The organism is Lysobacter sp. A286, from assembly GCF_054052105.1.
Window position 1 is genome coordinate 1,091,651 of the sequence record NZ_JBSVRJ010000001.1, and the last position, 17,086, is coordinate 1,108,736.

The 17,086-nt window shown below is 65.7% G+C and carries 9 protein-coding genes and 1 pseudogene; 5 read left to right on the forward strand and 5 right to left on the reverse strand.

Annotation, left to right across the window (positions count from 1 at the left end; translation table 11 throughout):
• Window positions 1–11: 11 nt before the first annotated feature.
• Window positions 12–1,415, reverse strand: coding sequence for a GntP family permease (locus tag ACW7G0_RS05200; protein WP_456961661.1), 1,404 nt, complete (start codon window positions 1,413–1,415; stop codon window positions 12–14).
• Window positions 1,416–1,587: 172 nt separating this feature from the next.
• Here ACW7G0_RS05200 and ACW7G0_RS05205 point away from each other — a divergent pair, with 172 nt between their 5' ends.
• Together ACW7G0_RS05205 and ACW7G0_RS05210 are read left to right on the forward strand one after the other, a co-directional pair.
• Window positions 1,588–3,861, forward strand: a complete 2,274-nt coding sequence (locus tag ACW7G0_RS05205; protein WP_456988082.1) for a TonB-dependent receptor — start codon at window positions 1,588–1,590, stop codon at window positions 3,859–3,861.
• Window positions 3,862–3,960: 99 nt separating this feature from the next.
• Window positions 3,961–7,329 (forward strand): PAS-domain containing protein, encoded by a 3,369-nt coding sequence (locus tag ACW7G0_RS05210; RefSeq protein WP_456988084.1) that lies wholly within the window; start codon window positions 3,961–3,963, stop codon window positions 7,327–7,329.
• Between the two features lie 35 nt (window positions 7,330–7,364).
• On the opposite strand, the gene ACW7G0_RS05215 is transcribed toward ACW7G0_RS05210, so the two are convergent.
• On the reverse strand, window positions 7,365–8,030 hold the full coding sequence (locus ACW7G0_RS05215; RefSeq protein WP_456988086.1) for a response regulator transcription factor: 666 nt from the start codon (window positions 8,028–8,030) through the stop codon (window positions 7,365–7,367).
• A gap of 119 nt (window positions 8,031–8,149) precedes the next feature.
• Here ACW7G0_RS05215 and ACW7G0_RS05220 point away from each other — a divergent pair, with 119 nt between their 5' ends.
• Window positions 8,150–9,964 carry a 3-hydroxybutyrate oligomer hydrolase family protein gene (locus tag ACW7G0_RS05220; protein WP_456988088.1) on the forward strand — a complete coding sequence of 605 codons (1,815 nt, stop codon included), beginning with the start codon at window positions 8,150–8,152 and terminating at the stop codon, window positions 9,962–9,964.
• A gap of 61 nt (window positions 9,965–10,025) precedes the next feature.
• On the opposite strand, the gene ACW7G0_RS05225 is transcribed toward ACW7G0_RS05220, so the two are convergent.
• From ACW7G0_RS05225 to ACW7G0_RS05235, 3 genes and pseudogenes are all read right to left on the reverse strand, one after another.
• Window positions 10,026–11,558, reverse strand: coding sequence for a pseudouridine synthase (locus ACW7G0_RS05225; RefSeq protein ID WP_456988090.1), 1,533 nt, complete (start codon window positions 11,556–11,558; stop codon window positions 10,026–10,028).
• A gap of 23 nt (window positions 11,559–11,581) precedes the next feature.
• Window positions 11,582–12,325 (reverse strand): annotated as a pseudogene (scpB, locus tag ACW7G0_RS05230) (SMC-Scp complex subunit ScpB); the annotation flags it as partial.
• A 66-nt stretch (window positions 12,326–12,391) separates the two neighbouring features.
• Window positions 12,392–13,297: a segregation and condensation protein A gene (locus tag ACW7G0_RS05235; protein ID WP_456989456.1), complete on the reverse strand. Its 906-nt coding sequence runs from the start codon at window positions 13,295–13,297 to the stop codon at window positions 12,392–12,394.
• 355 nt (window positions 13,298–13,652) lie between these two features.
• On the opposite strand from ACW7G0_RS05235, the gene ACW7G0_RS05240 reads away from it, so the two are divergent.
• Together ACW7G0_RS05240 and ACW7G0_RS05245 are read left to right on the forward strand one after the other, a co-directional pair.
• Window positions 13,653–13,952 (forward strand): YciI family protein, encoded by a 300-nt coding sequence (locus ACW7G0_RS05240; protein ID WP_456988091.1) that lies wholly within the window; start codon window positions 13,653–13,655, stop codon window positions 13,950–13,952.
• Between the two features lie 118 nt (window positions 13,953–14,070).
• Entirely contained in the window at window positions 14,071–17,085 is a 3,015-nt protein-coding gene (locus ACW7G0_RS05245) for a TonB-dependent receptor domain-containing protein (RefSeq protein WP_456988093.1), read from the forward strand.
• The last annotated feature ends 1 nt before the right edge of the window (window position 17,086 follow it).

A 17,086-nucleotide genomic window follows, 5' to 3' on the forward strand; every position in this document is an offset into this window, starting at 1 on the left:
ATTGGCGCCGCTCAAACAATCCCGGTCGCATAGAACACGCCGATGATCACCATCACCGCCAGGGTCTTGATGATCGTGATCGCGAAGATGTCCTTGTAGGCCTGCCGGTGGGTCAAACCGGTCACCGCGAGCAGGGTGATCACCGCGCCGTTGTGGGGCAGGGTGTCCATGCCGCCGGACGCCATCGCGGCGACGCGGTGCAGCACTTCCATCGGGATCCCGGCGGCATTGGCATTGGCGATGAAGGTGTCGGCCATCGCCGCCAGGGCGATGCCCATGCCGCCCGATGCGGAGCCGGTGATGCCGGCCAGCGCCGTCACGGTGACCGCCTCGTTGATCAATGGGTCGTCAATCGTGCTGAGCGCATTGGCGACGACCAGGAAGCCGGGCAGGGCGGCGATCACGGCGCCGAATCCATACTCCGAAGCGGTGTTCATCCCGGCCAGCAAGGCGCCGCCGATCGCATCCTTGGTGCCGGTCGCGAAGCTGGTAATGACCGGCTTCCAGGCAAAGGCGATCACGCTGATGATGCCGACCAGCAGGGCGCCCTCGACCGCCCAGATCGCGGTCACCGAAGCGATGGTCTGCACGATGGGTGCGGCGTCGCCGATTACTGCCGGGTCGAACGAATGGCTCTCGCCATAGAACCGCGGGATCCAGATCGTGAACAGCTTGTTGGCGACACCGACCAGCACCAGCGGCAGGATCGCGATGAACGGATTGGCGAGGTGGCCGCCGGTGAAGGGAACCGGCTCGTTGACCAGAACCGCATCACCCGCGTAACCCTCGCCGGCCTTGAGCGCGACGCGCCGGCGCCAGTCGAGGTAGGCCAGTCCGACGGCTAGGATGAACACGCCGCCGATGGTGCCCAGCCACGGGGCGGCCCAGGTGTTGGTGCCGAAGAATGTGGTCGGGATGATGTTCTGGATCTGCGGCGTGCCGGGCAGGGCGTCCATGGTGAAGGTGAACGCACCGAGCGCGATGGTGCCGGGGATCAGCCGTTTCGGGATGTCGCTCTGGCGGAACAGTTCCGCGGCGAACGGGTACACCGCGAACACCACCACGAACAACGACACGCCGCCGTAGGTCAGCACCGCGCAGACGACCACGATCGACAGGATCGCCCGGCTCGCGCCAAACATTCGGATGGTCGCGGCGACGATTGCCTTGGAGAAACCCGACAGCTCGATCACCTTGCCGAAGATCGCGCCGAGCAGGAATACCGGGAAATACAGTTGCAGGAAACCGACCATCTTGGCCATGAACAGGCCAGTGAACATCGGCGCGACCAGGCTTGGCTCGGTCAGCAGTACCGCCCCCAACGCCGCCACCGGGGCGAACAGGATCACGCTGTAACCGCGGTAGGCCACGAACATCAGGAACGCCAGTGCGCCCAGCACGATCAGGAAATCCATACGCCACACCCCAAGCCAGACCAATGGGGATGGAGTGTCCGCGTCGGGCCTCCATCGGGGCATTGTCCGAAGGTACAACTGTTCCGACGGGCGTCCTCTCCTAATCTTGCTGCCATGACGGCATGGGTCCGTCACGCAATCCGTATTCGACAGTTTCCAGGGGAGACACCGCATGTACCGCAAGCAATTGACCGTCGCCATCGTTGCCGCATTGCTCGCGCCATGTGCCTGGGCGCAGTCGTCCACAAGCCCGACGAGCGAGGATGCCGCACCGGACAACCAGGCGTTGACGCTGGACAAGGTCACGGTGACCGCGCGCCGGCGCGCCGAATCGCTCCAGGACGTGCCGGTGGCTGTCACCGCCTTCACCGAGGATTCGCTGAAGGATCTGCAGGCCAGTGACGTGACCGGCCTGCAGGGAGCGGTGCCCAACCTCAATATCGTCCAGGGCCGCGGCTCGGCCAACAGCACCAACGTGTTCATCCGCGGCATCGGCCAGCCCGACGCGCTGCAGACCTTCGACCCGGGTGTCGGCATGTATGTCGACGACATCTACTACTCGCGCATCAACGGCTCGATGTTCTCGCTGTTCGATATAGCCCAGATCGAAGTGTTGCGCGGTCCGCAGGGCACGCTTTACGGCAAGAACTCCACCGGCGGTGCGATCAAGGTCACCACCAAGGATCCGTTCGACTACACCGGGGGCTCGGTCGAGTTGACGGCCGGCGACTACGGTCGCCTGGAAAGCCGCTTCTATGTCGCCCACCAGCTGAGCGAGACGGTCGCCGCCAGCCTCGCCGGCGCCTTTGTCCGCAACGACGGCTATGTCCGCGACCCCGATACCGGCCGCCATTTCAACAACGACGACACCCAGTCGCTGCGCGCGAAGTTCGCCTTCCGTCCGAGTGATGGGTTCCGCGCCACGTTGTCACTGGACCACAGCAAGCAGGACGTTGCGCCGACCCTCGGCCGGCCGATGGCGCCACTGATGCAGACTGACCTGGCGTTTGGCCCGGTCGTGCTGCGCCCGGCGGAGACGGGTGAGTGGGACTACCGCTCCCGCACCTCGTTTGCCCCGCCGGGACACGGCCAGAGCCTCGAACACTCCGGCGCGTCGCTGGCGATGGAGTGGGACCTGAATTCCCAGTGGCTGTTCAAGAGCATCAGTGCCTACCGCGAACTATCGACCCATTCGTTCATCGACATCGACGCCTCCGAGTTCGAGCTCGGCGATGTACTGGTGGCGCTGGACCAGGACCAGGTCAGCCAGGAATTCCAGTTGCAGTACGACAACGGCGACAACCTGCAGGCCACTTTCGGCGCCTACTACATGCGCGAGAACGTGCCGTCGCACCAGGAGGCCTATGCCGATGACCTGTTCGCCAATGCTGGCGTTCCGGTGGACTTTTTGCGCACGATCGACGACGACCTGACCACCACCAGCATTGCCGCGTTCGCCCATGCCAGCTGGGAGTTCGTGCCGACCTGGTCGCTCGCCGCCGGGGTGCGCTGGACCCGTGACAACAAGGAATACGACCGCACCACCAGCACTTTCTGGAATTCCACTTCATTGTTTGGTGGCTTCCTGCCGTTCCCGGCGCTGAACGAGACCGTCGCCTTCAGCGCGGAGGCGGACTGGACTGCGGTGACGCCGTCGCTGAGCCTGCAAAAAGCCTTCAGCGACAATGTGATGGGCTACGTATCGGCCAACCGCGGCTTCAAGTCGGGCGGCTTCAACGGCCGCGCCAACACCGTCTATGACACCCTGAACGCCGAATACGACCCCGAGTACGTCTGGACTTACGAGGTCGGGTTGAAGGCGAGTTCGTCCGACAATCGGTTGCGCGGCAGCGTGGCGGCATTCAAGAGTGATTACAGCGACTTCCAGGCGCGGGTCTCGCAGGACGTCGGCACCTTCCCGGTACTCAACGCCGCCGAGCTCGACATCAGCGGTATCGAGTTCGAGGGCATCGCGTTGCTGGGCGAGTCGACCACCCTCAGCGCGCAGTTGGGCTGGCTGGACGCGAAGTACGCACGGTTCGATGACTTCCGCCTGGATCCCACGTACCCCGGCTACGACCCGGCGCTGAACCATGATCACGTGCCGTTCTCGCCGGAGTTCACCGGGCGCGTCGCGCTGCAACATGGGTTCCAGCTGGATGGCGCGGGCATGCTGACCCTGGGCGCAGACATCTCGTACCGCGCCGACACCTGGCTGTCGGTGGACAACCGCGACGTGCTCAAGCAGGACGCCTACACCGTGGCCGGCGCCTATGGCGTCTGGGATTCTCCGGCCTACGTTTGGCAGGTCCGTGCCGGTGTGCGCAACCTGACCGACGAGGTCTACATGACCGAGGGCCAGGAGTTCGCCAGCGTCGGCAACATCCAGACGGCGTACTACGGCCTGCCACGGAACTACTACCTGTCGGTGCGCTACAACTTCTGACCGGTATCCATCCGGCAACCCGCTTCCGGCTGACCCCCGGTCCGGCGGCGGCGGGCTTCGGCTCGTCGTCGCTGTTTTGTTTTTGGGTATCCTCGCTGCATGCTGAGTCTGACCACTGTCGCCCTGGCAAGCCTGGCCTGGCTTGCATTGATGTTCGGCGCCGCGCTGTACGGCGAGCGCCGTCCGGCCGCGTTCGCGCGGCACTGGCGACATGTCTACGCGTTGTCGCTGGCGGTGCACTGCACCTCGTGGACGTTCTACGGCACCGTTACCCAGGCCGCGCGCTACGGTTGGCCGCTACCACCGACGTTCCTGGGCGCGATCGTGCTGTACGCGCTGGCGGTCGGCTTCATGATCAAGCTGGTGCGGCTGGCGCGCGAGACCAACGCCACCTCGATCGCCGACCTGATCGCCACCCGACTGGGCAAGGATGCGTGGCTGGCGGCGACGGTCACCCTGGTGGCCGCGCTGGGCCTGATTCCCTACATCGCGCTGCAGTTGAAGGCGGTGGCGATGAGTTTTGCCTTGCTGACCACCAGCGATGCCGGCAGTACTGCGGCGGCCTGGCAGGACAGCGCGTTGTACGTCGCCCTGGCGATGGCGGTGTTCGCAATGCTGTTTGGCACCCGGCGCGCGAGCGCGACCGAGCACAATCGCGGGCTGGTGCTGGCGATCGCGTTCGAGTCGTTGTTCAAGCTGGCCGCGATGCTGGCCATTGGGGTATTCGTCTGGTTCGGCCTGGATATCGGATCCGCGGCGGGCCTGGAGCAATTGCAGGGTCAACTGCCTGCGGCGACCCCGGCCGAGCCATCCGGCGGCTTCGTGCCGCTGGTACTGCTGGGTGCATTGGCGATGTTCATCCTGCCGCACCAGTTCCATATCGGCGTGGTCGAATGCCGCGACGAGGACGACGTGCGCACCGCACGCTGGCAGTTCCCCTTGTACCTGGTGTTGATCGCGCTGCCGGTACTGCCACTGGCGACCGCCGGTGCGGCGCTGCTGGGCGATAGCGTGCCATCGGACATGTACGTGCTCGCGTTGCCGTTGTCGCAGGGCCACGAAGGCTTGGCGCTGTTCGCATTCCTGGGCGGCCTGAGCGCCGCCACGGGGATGGTCGTGGTCAGCACCCTGACCCTGGGCCTGATGATTGGCAACCACTGGTTCGCGCCGGGGTTGTTGCGTGGAGCGTGGTCGCGCAACGACGGCAGCGACCTGCGCGGCAGCGTGTTGTTGCTGCGTCGCGGCGGCATCATGGTGATCATGCTGCTGGCCTGGGGCTACAGCCGTCTGGTCGGTGGCAGCGAGGCGTTGGCGGATGTCGGTGCGGTGTCGTTCTCGGCGCTGGCGACGCTGGCGCCGGCGTTGGCGTTCGCGGTGTGGCGACCGCAGACGCCGCCGCGCGCCGCCGTGATCGGCGTCGCGGTCGGGTTTGCGGCGTGGGCCTGGGTACTGCTGTTGCCGACGATGTTCGAGCTGGGCGGCAGGCCACCGGCGTGGATCGAGTCCGGACCTTTCGGCGTGGCCCTGTTGTCGCCCGATGGGCTGTTTGGATTGACCGGTTGGAGCCGGCTCGGACGAGCCGTGGGGGCGAGCCTGTTCCTGGGGACGATCGCCACGGTGTTGGGCTGGATCTGGCGACGCGATACACCGCGTCAAAGCTATCGTGGACTGGATGCGAAGACGCTCCGGGATGCGAGCCTGCGGTTCCTGCCACGGGAAAGGGTGCTGCAGTTGTTGGATGGCGTACCAGCGGTTGGCGCGGTGCCAGTGCCGATCGAGGCCGGGATCGAACGTGAGCTGGCGGCGGTGTTGGGTTCGGCATCGGCCCGGGTGTTGCTGGATGCCGCCCGCAGTGAGGGCGGCCGCGGCCTGGATACCGTCGCCGCAATCGTCGGCGAGGCTTCGGCCGACCTGCGCTTCAACCAGCGGGTTCTGGAGGCCGCCTTGCAGAACATGAGCCAGGGCATCAGCGTGGTCGACGCGCAGTTGCGTCTGGTGGCATGGAACCGGCGCTACGCCGAGCTGTTCCAGTATCCCGCCGAGCTGCTGCAGGTGGGCCGGCCAATCGCTGACCTGTCGCGTTGGGCGCTGGGGAAACTGCCTCCCAAGGGCGACCTCGAACGGGCGCTTGAACGACGCCTGGCGTTCATGCGCGCCCGTACCCCACACCTGAGCGAACGGGTACTGCCCGACGGCAACATCATCGAGATCCGCGGCAACCCGATGCCCGGCGGAGGATTCGTCGCGACCTTCACCGATGTCACTGATTTTCGCCATGCCGAGAGGGGCCTGTTGCAAGCCAACGAAACCCTGGAGCAGCGCGTGGCCGAGCGAACCGCCGATCTCCAGGTAGCCACCCGCGAGGCCGAGCGCGCCAACGATGCCAAGAGCCGCTTCCTGGCCGCCATCGGCCACGACCTGATGCAGCCCTTGCACGCCGCGCAGTTGTTCACCGACGCGCTGACCACCCAGCTGGCCGGGCAAACCCAGCGCGACGTGCTGGCGCAGATCGGCGGTGCGCTGGATTCCACCAGTGACCTGCTGACCGGGCTGCTCGACATGTCGCGGCTGGAGGCGGGTGGGCTGGTACCCGAGCTACGGGATTTTCCGTTGGCCGAGGTGCTTGAGCCGCTGGCCTCGGAGTTCAACGCGATTGCCGCGGCGCGGGGACTGCGGTTCCGTTTCGTGCGCACCAGTGCCTGGGTCCGCAGTGACCCCCAATTGCTGCGCCGCGCGCTGCAGAACTTCCTTGCCAATGCGGTTCGCTATACCGACGCCGGCGGCATCCTGTTCGGGGTTCGCCGCGACCACGGCGGCCTGCGGATCGAGGTGCATGACACCGGGTCCGGTATCGACCCGGCGCTGCAGGATGCGATCTTCGAGGAGTTCCGGCGTGGCGAGAATGCCCCGGGGCAGGGCCTCGGCCTGGGGTTGTCGATCGCCGATCGAATCGCCCAGTTGCTGCATGCTCCGTTGACGTTGCGCAGTACGCTGGGCCGGGGCACGGTGTTCGCGATGCGGGTGGTGCAGGCCCCGACGCCGGCTGCGGTGGTCGCGCCCCGTGCCGTGCGCAGTCTCGCCAGCCTGCGGGTGTTGCTGGTCGACAACGACCCCCAGGCGCTGGATGCACTTGCCGGGGTGTTGCGCGGCTGGGGCTGCGAGGTGGCGGCGGCGGTGGATCGCGAGAGTGCGGAGCGGCAAGTGGTGGAGGCTCCCGCGTCGCTGTGGTTATTCGACTATCACCTGGACCACGGCGATACCGGTATCGCGCTGGCTGCCTACCTCGGTGAACGGCATGGTCCGCGTCCGACCCTGTTGCTCAGCGCCGATGGTACCCACGCGGTGCGCCGGGCCGTGCTGGAAGCGGGCTATTCGCTGCTGGCCAAGCCACTCAAGCCGTTGGCGCTGAAGTCGGTGCTGGATCGGCTGATTGCCGCCACCGAGATACGTCCCGCTGCCAGGATCTAGGAGCGACGTCTCCCAAGGGGGCTTCCTTCGGGGCGTCAGTCCGCGATTCGGCGCGACGGATCGGTCAGCTCCAACTCGCGCAGCACCACGCCAGCCTGGGTCCGGTTGCGCACCCCGAGGCGTTCGAAAATGGCCGACAGATGCGCCTTTACCGTGCGTTCCTGTACGTCCAGCCGATCGGCGATCTGCTTGTTCAGCAAGCCCTGGGCGACCAGGGTCAGCACCCGGAACTGCTGCGGCGACAGGCTCGCCAGCCGCGCGGCGAGGTCGGCGTCATCCCGGGAGCTTTGCGTCCGCGAGACAGCGGCCCGCAATGATGGCGGCAGCCACTGCTCACAGCCGAGCACGGCGCGGATCGCGTCGCGCAGTTCGTCCAGCCCGGAACTCTTGGGCAGGTAGCCCGCGGCACCATGGTCGAGCGCGCGACGCACCACCCGTGGATCGTCGTTGGCCGACACCACCACGACGGCGACACCCGGGTACTGCGCACGAATCGCGGCAAGGCCGGCCAACCCGTGGTTGCCGGGCATATGCAGGTCGAGCAGAACCAGGTCGACATCGGATTGCGCTTCCAGCACGGCCAGCACGCCATCCAGCGATTCGGCTTCGTGTACCGAGATATCCTCGACCGCATCCACCGCAGCGCCGCGCAAGGCGGCCCGGAACAGGGGGTGGTCGTCGGCAATGAGCAAGGTGGGCATCGGACGATTTGTCGGACAGGTAGTAGCTCAGCCTAGCAAGCGGCCGGGAATTGCGGACGGTACGAAAGTACGATGGCGGCGAGCACCGGTCTTGCTAAGGTCGGCAAATGAACCTTTCCATGCTTGAGTTATCCGTGGTTGCCGCCTTGGCCGTGTTGGCCGGTTGCGCGACACCTGCCCATCACACCGGGAGCACGCCTGTCGACGTCAGTTCCGCCAACCAGTCCGACGCGACGGCATTCGGATCGATACGAGTCAGCGAGCATCGCGGCCCCGATGATGATCTGCTGACCGCAGGTCTCGGTCTGGACGGCTTGCGCGCGATGACCCCGCCGTCATTCGCCGACCCGGCTGCGCCGACGGTCGAGGAAGTGCGCCGTCGTGCGATGTGGAGCAATTGGCGTGGCATCGCCGACCTGGCACCGGGCGGGGGCTATGGCGAGCTTTACGGCAGCGTCGCGTCGGTACCGGGTCGCGAGTACCAGGCATTCGCACGGATCACTGACGCGAGCCAGCCGCATCGCGTGCTGGTGCAGGTACCCGACAACTTCGACCATGAGACCCGCTGCATTGTGGTGGCGCCGGCGTCGGGGTCGCGCGGAGTGCTCGGCGCGATCGCGGTTGCGGGGCCGTGGGCGTTGCCGAAGGGTTGCGCGGTCGCCTATACCGACAAGGGTGGCGGCAACGATTACTTCGACCTGGATGCAGGGTTGGGGGTCCGGCTCGACGGAACCGTGGGCAGCCCGGACGAGGGCCTGGCCTTCGTGCCGGAACCGGCGACGGGTCACGGCGTCGCGGTCAAGCATGCGCACTCGCGTGACAACCCCGAGGCGGACTGGGGCCGGCACGTAAAGCAGGCTGCCGAGTTCGCCCTGCTGGCGCTGGACCGGGCATTCCCGGACTCGCCCGCGTTCCAGTTCGACAACACCACGGTGATCGCGGTCGGACTGTCCAATGGCGGCGGCGCGGTGTTGCGCGCGGCCGAGCTTGACGGTGACTGGCTGGATGCGGTGGTGGCCGGTGAGCCGAACGTGCAAGTGGCAGGTGCGCGCCCGTTGTATGACTACACCACCGAGGCGGCGTTGCTGATGCCCTGTGCGTTGCCAGCGCTGGGCATCCCGCCGATGCCGACGGCCGCGGCCCAGTGCGAGGCGTTGGCCGAAGCCGGTCTGGTGACGGGCGCGACCATCGAAGAGCAGCAGAAGTCTGCGTACGACACCCTGCACGCGAATGGCTGGACCGCCGCGGCATTGCGGGCCGGCTCAATCAGCGTGGCGTTCGATTTGTGGCGCTCGGTGGCGGTGACCTACGCGTCCACCTATGGTCGCTACGGCGTGGCCGAGCATCCGTGTGGATATTCGTTTGCCGCGCAGGCCCCGGAGGGCGCGCCACGCGCCGCGACGGCTGTCGAACGCGCCGCCTGGTCGGCGGATGGTGGTGGTATCCCGCCCGGAGCCGGTGTCGCCATCATCGCGCCGGCGCTCGATCCCGACGCCCCGTTGGCTCAGCTGCAATGCCTGCGCGGGTTGTGGGACGGCGAAGGTGCGGACGCCGAACGCGTACGCGATGGCATCGCTGCCGTGCGCGCCAGCCTGCCGCGCGCGGACCTGCCGATCATGGTGATCCACGGGCTCGACGACGGCCTGATCCCACCGGCGTTCAGCAGCGCGCCGTATGTCGCCGCCGCGCAGGCCGCGGGTCGCGACGTGCACTACTGGCAGGTGCGCAACGCACAGCATTTCGATGGATTCCTCGGCCTGCCGGTCTACGGCGCGCAGTACCTGCCGTTGCTGCCGTACGTCCATGAGGCACTGGATCAGACCTGGGCGCATCTGCAGGCAGGAGCACCGATGCCGGCAGACGCCGTGATCGAGACCATCCCGCGCGGCGCGGGGAATCCGTTGGAAGCACGCCACCTGGCGATTCCACGCTGATCGCCGTCGCCTGATGATCGAATGCCGCGCGCGGCGGCATTCGATCAAGCACTACCGATGCTCAGGCGCCGCGCGAACCCCCGCGTCCGCCACTGTGTGGCCCGCCCTGGCGCGGACCACCCGGACCGCCGGAACGATTCCCACCGGGTTTGTTGCCCGGTCGACCGCCCGGTGCCCGTGCGCCCGGATTGCCGCCGGGAGCGCGCGAACTACGTGACTTGTCGCCGTAGGGATTGAACCCGCCCGGGTTGGCATGATCAGACGGAAAGCTCGGCGAACTGGCAGGGCCGCGCTCGCTGCGTCCCTGGCCGCCGCCCGGACGACCAGCGCCCGGACGACCCGCGCCGCCCGGACGCCCATGACCGCCACCCGGCTTGCCATACGGCTTCGGGGTGCGGCCATCCGCGTTGCGGTGACCGGTGGGGCCGGTATTCACGCCGTCAGGCACGTACCAACTGCGGAATGCGGCGGGGTTGCCGTCCGGCAATGGCTTCTGGCCCTTGGGAGCGCGTTGCTTGAAGGGCTTTTGCGACTGCTTGGCGGCGGCTTCACCGCTGACGGTCAATCCGCCATGCCGCTTGGGCGCGCCACGGCCGCGACCACGGTCCTCGCGAACATTGTCGAAACGGCGCAACTCGCGGCCCTCGTCGGCCGAAGTGACATGGCCACCGACGTAGCCGGGACTCTGTGCCCTGCCAGTGAGGTTGATGGTCGAGCGGGCCGCCTTGCGTTGGCCAATCACCGGCTGCAGGGTCAGCGCGGACGGTGCGCCGTCTTCCAGTCCCAAGCCCTTGCGCAGGCTCTCGACACGCTCGGTGGTCAGCTCCTGCGACTGGCCGCGCAGCAATTCGCGGGGCAGGTCGACCGAGCCGTATTTGATCCGCTTCAGGCGGCTGACCTGACACCCCTGTGATTCCCACAGGCGACGCACTTCGCGGTTGCGTCCTTCCTTCACCACGACCCGGAACCAGTCGTGCGAGTCCGCACCGCCGATGCGTTCGACCTCATCGAACTTTGCCGGGCCGTCCTCCAGTGCGACGCCACGCTTGAGGCGGTCGGCAGTGGAATCTTCAACGTGGTCCTGGCCTTCGGGCGCGCGCACCCGGCAAACGTACTCGCGCGACACCTCGAACGAGGGGTGCATCAGGGTATTGGCCAGCTCACCATCGGTGGTCAGCATGAGCAGGCCGGTGGTGTTGATGTCCAGACGGCCGATCGCGATCCAGCGCGCGCCCTTCAGGGCGGGCAGGGCGTCGAAGATGGTCGGACGGCCTTCGGGATCTTCACGCGTGGTGACCTCGCCCTCGGGCTTGTTGTACATCAACACCCGGGACGCTTCGGTCAGCGCGCTGGCGATGAAGTGGCGGCCGTCGATCTCGACCTTGTCGCCACTGCCGATGGATACACCGACCTGGGCAACCTCGCCATTGACCTTGACCAGGCCATCGGCGATGCGTTGTTCCAGTGCCCGGCGCGAGCCGAGACCGGCTTGCGCGAGCACTTTGTGCAGCCGTTCCTGCATGCGCACAGCGGGGTTGTCACCGGCGTCGTTGCCGTGCTTGAGGGAAAGCTTTCCGCGGGTTTCTTCAGTCATTTCTGTTGCTCCGACGAGACCAGCAAGGCGTCGTCTTCTTCGAGTGGTGCGGTTCCCGGCATCGCGTCGATGGCCGGGTTGGCGGTGGTGGGTTCGTCTGCATCCCGTGCGTCCTGCGCGGGGGCAGTGTCGGTAGCGGTGTCGTCGACACCGATGCTTCCGGCATCGATTGTCTGTGGTGGGTTTGGCGCGTCCTTGTCGTTGAAGCGCAGTTGTGGCTCCAGCTCGCCGATTTCCTTCAGCTCCGACAGCGGCGGCAACTCGTCCAGCCGCTTGAGTCCGAAGTAGTCCAGGAAACCCCGGGTGGTGCCAAACAAGGCCGGCCGACCGGGGACATCCCGATGGCCGACGACGCGGATCCATTCGCGTTCTTCCAGCGCCCGGATGATGTTGCTGCTGACCGCCACGCCGCGCACCTGCTCGATCTCCCCGCGGGTGACCGGTTGCCGGTAGGCGATCAACGCCAGCGTTTCCAGCGTGGCGCGGGTGTAGCGGGTCTGGCGCTCGGTCCACAGGCGCGCGACCCAGGGGTGGACGTCGGCCTTGACCTGGTAGCGGAATCCCGACGCCAGCTCCACCAGTTCGACGCCCCGATCGGCGCAGGCGGCCTGCAGCGTTTCCAGTGCCTGGGCGACGCTGCCAGTCGGGGACGGCTCACCGGTGGCGACGTCGGCGGCAAACAACTCGTTGAGCTGGGCCACCGTCAGCGGCTGGCTGGCGGCGAGCAATGCAGCCTCGACGATTCGGGTAATCAGGATTTGGTCCATGGATGATTCTATGGCGATGATTCTGTGGTGAAAAATAGCTTTGGGGCCGTGCGCGGGCGATGCCGCTCAGGGTGTGGCGTCGTCGTTGGCCGCCTGGTCGAACTCGTCGCTGAGCTGGATCTCCGACGGGTCGGTACCAAGCGCAAGTGACTTGACATAAATGGGCGCCAATGCGGCTTCCTGGACGATGTCGACCAACTGTTCCTTGGCCAAAGTGAGCAGGCCGAGAAACGTGACCACCACGCCGAGCCGGCCTTCGTGCACTTCAAACAGGCTCTCGAAACGGTGAAATGCGCCATCTTCCAGTCGCGCCAGAAGCTCCGCCATCCGCTGGCGCACGCTCAGCGCATCGCGCTTGATGGCATGTTCGGTGTACAGCTCGGCGCGCTTGAACACGTCGTGCAGGGCCAACAACATCTCGCGCAGGTCGACCTCCGGCGGCAGCTTGATTGATGCCCGATCCGGAACGAACGCGTTCGCAGGAACGGTATCGCGATCCTGCCGGGGCAGGGCATCGATGTCTTCGGCCGCCTTCTTGAAACGTTCGTACTCCTGCAGCCGGCGTACCAGTTCGGCGCGGGGGTCGTCTTCCACGTCCTCCTCGGCCATGGCGCGCGGTAGCAACATCCGCGACTTGATCTCGGCCAGGATCGCGGCCATCACCAGGTATTCGGCGGCCAGCTCGAAGCGCAAGTGATGCATGGCCTGGATGTAGTCGACGTACTGGCGGGTGATCTCGGCCACCGGAATGTCGAGGATCTCAAGATTCTGCCGGCGGATCAGGTACAGCAACAGGTCCAGCGGGCCTTCAAACGCATCGAGGATGACTTCCAGCGCGTCCGGAGGAATGTACAGGTCCTGCGGAATCTGCAGCACCGGCTGGCCATGCACCATTGCCAGCGGCATTTCCTGCTGGCGCGGTGGTACCAACCGTGAGGCGTCCCCATCCTGGACCAGCGTCAAATTTTGCATGCTCGCGTCGGGCGCGGGATCGTTTGTCATGCGGGGCCGACCCCCTCTGGGTCGTGGCGCTGCAATATCGGAAGAACGGAACACGGCCGGGGAAATCGTTCCAGCGACCCCGGTATACGCACCACGTGGCAGCGTGGCAGCAAACGGTTTCGGAAATCCCGGGCTTGGAGTGTCGCGCTGTGGCGTTGAACGTGGGCCGTGGAAGACAAGTGCCACGCTGGGCGCGCGGACGTCTTCGGCAAACGGCTCAGTGGCCTCAGGTTGATCGTAGGGTACGGGCTGGGGAAACCGCTGTCCAGCGGCTTTTGCGACAGTGTGACCTACAATTCAGCGACATCCAGGAGGAATACAGGCCATGTGGTACGTGATCGAGGGGTATGACGGTGACGATGTGCTGGCGCAACGAAAGAAGGCGCGGGCGGAACACCTCGCTAGGTTGACTGCGCTGCGTGACGCGGGCCGATTGTTGCTGGCCGGCCCGTGTCCGGCGATCGATGCACAAGACCCCGGCCCGGCGGGCTTCAGCGGCAGCGTGGTGGTGGCCGAATTCGAATCCCTCGAGGCCGCCCGTGACTGGGCGCAGGCCGATCCCTACGTGGGCGCGAAGGTTTACGTGCGCACCGAGGTGCGACCGTTCAACCCGGTATTGCCCTGACCACGGGGGCAGAGACAGATGCCGACTGATCCATAGAATCGGTATTGCCCCGCATCTGGCGAAAACATTGGGTGTAAAACGGTTAGAGTCGATTGAACGCTGGATCGAGGAACTGCTAATGAAGCCGTGTCCGCATCGTCTCCGCCGTCCGACCCCGAAGCTGCTCGCCTGTGCATTGGCCAGTTGTCTCGCGTTCGCCGCCCCCACCGTACTTGCGCAGAGCACCGCCGCCACGATCCGTGGCCAGGTCACCCTGGATGCGGCTCCGGCCGACAATGCCCAGGTGACGGCGACCAACCTGGCCAGCGGACTGACCCGTAGCGTCCAGTCTTCTGCCGACGGCCGCTATTCGCTGGCAGGACTACCACCAGGAAACTACCGGGTCGAAGTCACCGCCGGTGACCGCAGCAATTCCCAGGTGGTGACCGTGAGGGTCGGCCAGACGGCAACACTGGACCTGGCGGCGGGTGGGCTGGCCGAGACTGGCCCCTCGGGCGAGGCGACCGAAGTGGCGGCGGTGCAGGTCACGGCGCACGCGCTGGTGGAGACCAAGACCTCGGAGGTGGCGACCTACGTCAGCCAGAAGCAGATCGAGGCGTTGCCGCAGGTATCGCGCAACTTCCTGGCCTTCGCCGACACGGTCCCGGGCATGCAGTTCACGGGCTCCGGGGAGAGTGGTTACACCAGTCTGCGCAGCGGCGCCCAGTCGTCCAACGGCATCAATGTATTCATCGATGGCGTCGGCCAGAAGAACTACGTGCTCAAGGGCGGCATCAGTGGACAGGACAGCAGCCGGGGCAACCCGTTCCCGCAGCTGGCGATCGGCGAGTACAAGGTCATCACCTCCAACTACAAGGCCGAATACGACCAGATCAGCAGCGCCGCGGTGACGGCGGTCACCAAGTCCGGCGGCAACCAGTTCGACGGCAGTTTCTTCTGGGACCGCACGTCGGATCAATGGCGGGCGCCGACCGTGCGCGAGAGCCAGACCGGCGAGAAGGTGCCCTCGAGCGAGGAGCAATACGGCTTTGCCCTTGGCGGCCCCATCATCGAGGACAAGCTGCATTTCTTTGTCACCTACGAGGCCAAGGATTACTCCCAGCCACGTGAAGTGCGCATCGGCGAGAACTTCACCGTGGATCAGTTGCCCGCGCACCTGCGCCCGCTGATTGGCAATAACCAGGCCACCTTCAACGAGGACCTGTACTTCGGGAAACTGAGCTGGCAGGCCAGTGACAGCCAACTGGTCGAGTTGACCGCCAAGCATCGGGTGGAGGAGGGCCTGCTGCTCGATAGCGGGGTCAATACCGCCAGCCGCGCCAAGACCGACAACAACGAGGAGACGCGGATTGACCTGCGCCACCAGTTCAACGCCGAGAACTGGCTCAATGACGTCCATCTCACCTATGAGGAGAGCTATTGGAGCCCACGCTCGAACGTGATCGCGCCCGGCTACCTGCTCTACACCTGGCCACTGGACGATGCCGGCAATCCACAGGAGCGGCTGGTGCTGGCCTCCGGCGGTGGCAGCGATTACCAGGACAAGGGCCAGGAAGGGTACGGGCTGCAGAACGATTTCACGTTCCTGGGCTGGGCCGGCCACACGGTCAAGGCCGGCATCAAGTTCAAGAGCGTCGAGGTCAGCTCCTTGGAGCAACAGCCGTACAACCCGCAGTTCCGTTACGACATCGCCGGCGACCCGATGCTGCCGTACCAGGTCAACTTCAATGCCAGCACCGTTACCGGCGACCGCGCGATCAGCTCCCGCAACAAGCAGCTTGGTGTCTACGTGCAGGACGATTGGGAGGTCAACCAGCACCTGATCCTGAACCTCGGCCTGCGCTGGGATTACGAGCAGACGCCGGGGTTCCTGGATTACCAGACCGATCCGGGCATTGCCGCGGCGTTGCGCGACTGGAGCAACCTCGACGGCGCCAATTACGACATCGAGAATTTCATCTCCACCGGCAACAACCGCAAGGCGTTCAAGAATGCCTGGCAGCCACGGTTGGGGTTTTCCTACGACCTCAACGCCGACAGCCGCCACGTGATCTTCGGCGGAGCCGGCCGCTCCTATGACCGCAACCTGTTTGATTACCTGGCGCTGGAGCAGGCCAAGCACACCTTCCCCAGCTACCAGTACCGGTTCGACACCGCGCAACACCCCTGCGTGGTTGGCGTCGACAACTGCCTGGAATGGGACGCGGCGTACCTGGATCCGGACCGGCTGGCGCAACTGGTGGCGGCAAATCCCAACCAGGGGGTGGAAATCAACTTGATCGACAACGACCTGAAGACGCCCTATTCGGACCAGTACAGCCTGGGCATGCGCAACATGATCACCCTGGGCGGCCAGGACTGGGACAGCTCGGTCACCGTGGCCCATATCCGCAGCTACGACGGCATCTATTTCGCGCTGGGCAACCGTTATCCGAACGGTGACTTTCGCGACCCGGCCAAGCCCGACGCCACCTGGGGAAGCCAGCCGTGGGGCCATCCGATCCCGGGTTACGGCACCCTGCTGATTGCCCGCAATGGCATCGAGACCAAGCTCAACAGCCTGCTGGTATCGATGAACAAGCCCTATACCCAGGACTCGGGCTGGGGGGTGACCATCGCCTATACCTACAGTGACGCCAAGGAGAACCGCCTCAACGCGGCCAATGCCGACGAGCATTATCTGTTCGACTACGGCGACCTGGTGGGGCAGCCATTCCTGCGCTCGGTGGGGATCGCCAAGCATCGCCTGGTGACCACCGGCATCTACGATGCGCCGTGGGGGATCACCGTATCGGCGAAGCTGAGTCTGGCCAGTCCGGTCGCTCGCGATGCCACCAACTGCTACGCGGCGGCGACCTTCGACAATTGCTATTTCGATCCCTTCATCCCTGATGAGTCGATCGGGTTCAAGCAGTTCGACCTGGCGTTGCAGAAGGAATGGGATACCGGCAGCGAACTGCGCTTGTGGGCGCGCGCCGACCTGATCAACGCCTTCAACTGGCGCAACTGGACCGATTACGACAATTGGCGTGGCGGACCCGACGACCCCAACATGGCATTCGGGGACCGCAACGGCGACGGCATCCTGCTGCCAACGCGCACCTTCAAACTGTCGTTTGGCCTGGACTGGTAAC

What these genes read in the sequence shown, in the direction of transcription:
- ACW7G0_RS05200 (WP_456961661.1), bottom strand. Translation starts at nt 1,415, where the DNA reads ATGGATTTCCTGATCGTGCTGGGCGCACTGGCGTTCCTGATGTTCGTG.
- ACW7G0_RS05205 (WP_456988082.1), top strand. Translation starts at nt 1,588, where the DNA reads ATGTACCGCAAGCAATTGACCGTCGCCATCGTTGCCGCATTGCTCGCG.
- ACW7G0_RS05210 (WP_456988084.1), top strand. Translation starts at nt 3,961, where the DNA reads ATGCTGAGTCTGACCACTGTCGCCCTGGCAAGCCTGGCCTGGCTTGCA.
- ACW7G0_RS05215 (WP_456988086.1), bottom strand. Translation starts at nt 8,030, where the DNA reads ATGCCCACCTTGCTCATTGCCGACGACCACCCCCTGTTCCGGGCCGCC.
- ACW7G0_RS05220 (WP_456988088.1), top strand. Translation starts at nt 8,150, where the DNA reads ATGCTTGAGTTATCCGTGGTTGCCGCCTTGGCCGTGTTGGCCGGTTGC.
- ACW7G0_RS05225 (WP_456988090.1), bottom strand. Translation starts at nt 11,558, where the DNA reads ATGACTGAAGAAACCCGCGGAAAGCTTTCCCTCAAGCACGGCAACGAC.
- ACW7G0_RS05235 (WP_456989456.1), bottom strand. Translation starts at nt 13,297, where the DNA reads ATGCAAAATTTGACGCTGGTCCAGGATGGGGACGCCTCACGGTTGGTA.
- ACW7G0_RS05240 (WP_456988091.1), top strand. Translation starts at nt 13,653, where the DNA reads ATGTGGTACGTGATCGAGGGGTATGACGGTGACGATGTGCTGGCGCAA.
- ACW7G0_RS05245 (WP_456988093.1), top strand. Translation starts at nt 14,071, where the DNA reads ATGAAGCCGTGTCCGCATCGTCTCCGCCGTCCGACCCCGAAGCTGCTC.